Origin of the sequence: Herbaspirillum sp. UBA812, from assembly GCF_002296545.1 — a bacterium.
In the GTDB taxonomy this organism is placed as follows: Bacteria; Pseudomonadota; Gammaproteobacteria; order Burkholderiales; family Burkholderiaceae_D; genus Herbaspirillum; species Herbaspirillum huttiense.
The window spans coordinates 3,147-4,050 of sequence record NZ_DBIC01000326.1 but is presented as its reverse complement, the minus strand read 5'-3'; the positions used below and the strand labels follow the sequence as shown (position 1 = coordinate 4,050).

Genomic DNA, 904 nt, shown 5'->3' with positions numbered 1-904 from the left:
GATCTCCGCCGCCGACCCTTCCATCGGCCAGATTCCGCAAAATCATTTCGGCAATCTCAACCTGATCGCCAAGCTCGCCAGCGAAGAGCAACAGCGCTTCTTCTTCAACGAGGTGCTCGAAGGCGCGCGACTGGGCAATGCCGGTCCCGAGCGCAACGGCAAGAACGTGCTGGACGTACGCACCCGCGCCACCCTCGACACCGCAGCAGGTGACGGCAGCTACCTGCTCAATGGCACGCGTTTCTATTCCACCGGCGCGCTCTATGCGCACTGGATCCCCAGCCGCGCCATTGACGACGAGGGCCAGCCGCTGGTGGTCTACAGCCGCCACGATGCGCCGGGTGTGCGGGTGATCGATGACTGGTCCAGCTTCGGCCAGCGCACCACGGCCAGCGGCACGGTGGTGTTCGACAAGGTGCGTGTGCCGGCGTCGCAGGTGCTGCCCTTGAAGGACGCGCTGCAACAGCCCAACAACATCGGTCCGGTCTCGCAGCTGATCCAGGCCGCCATCGATGCCGGCATCGCCCATGCGGCCGTGCAGGACACCATCGCCTTCGTCACCACCCGTTCGCGTCCCTATGTGGACAGCGGCCTGGAGCGCGCCAGCGACGACCCCTACATCCTGCGCGACATCGGCAACCTGAGCCTGCGCCTGCATGCGGCCGAAGCGCTGCTGGAAGAGGCGGCCGCCGTGCTCGACAGCCTGCCCGCCAAGATCAGCTTCGAGCAGATGGCGCAAGCCTCGGTAGCCGTGGCCGAGGCCAAGGTGCTGTCCACCGAAGTGGCCCTGCTGGCCTCGGAAAAACTGTTCGAACTCTCCGGCTCGGCTGCGACCCTGGCGAGCCACAACCTCGACCGCCACTGGCGCAACGCGCGCGTACACACGCTGCATGATCCGGTGCGC

1 protein-coding gene is annotated in these 904 nt (G+C 66.4%); it reads left to right on the top strand.

Translation table 11 applies throughout. From position 1 onward, the window contains the following. Positions 1-904, top strand: a 904-nt coding sequence (locus B3873_RS21990; RefSeq protein ID WP_286869081.1) for an SfnB family sulfur acquisition oxidoreductase, incomplete at both ends; no start/stop codon positions are given.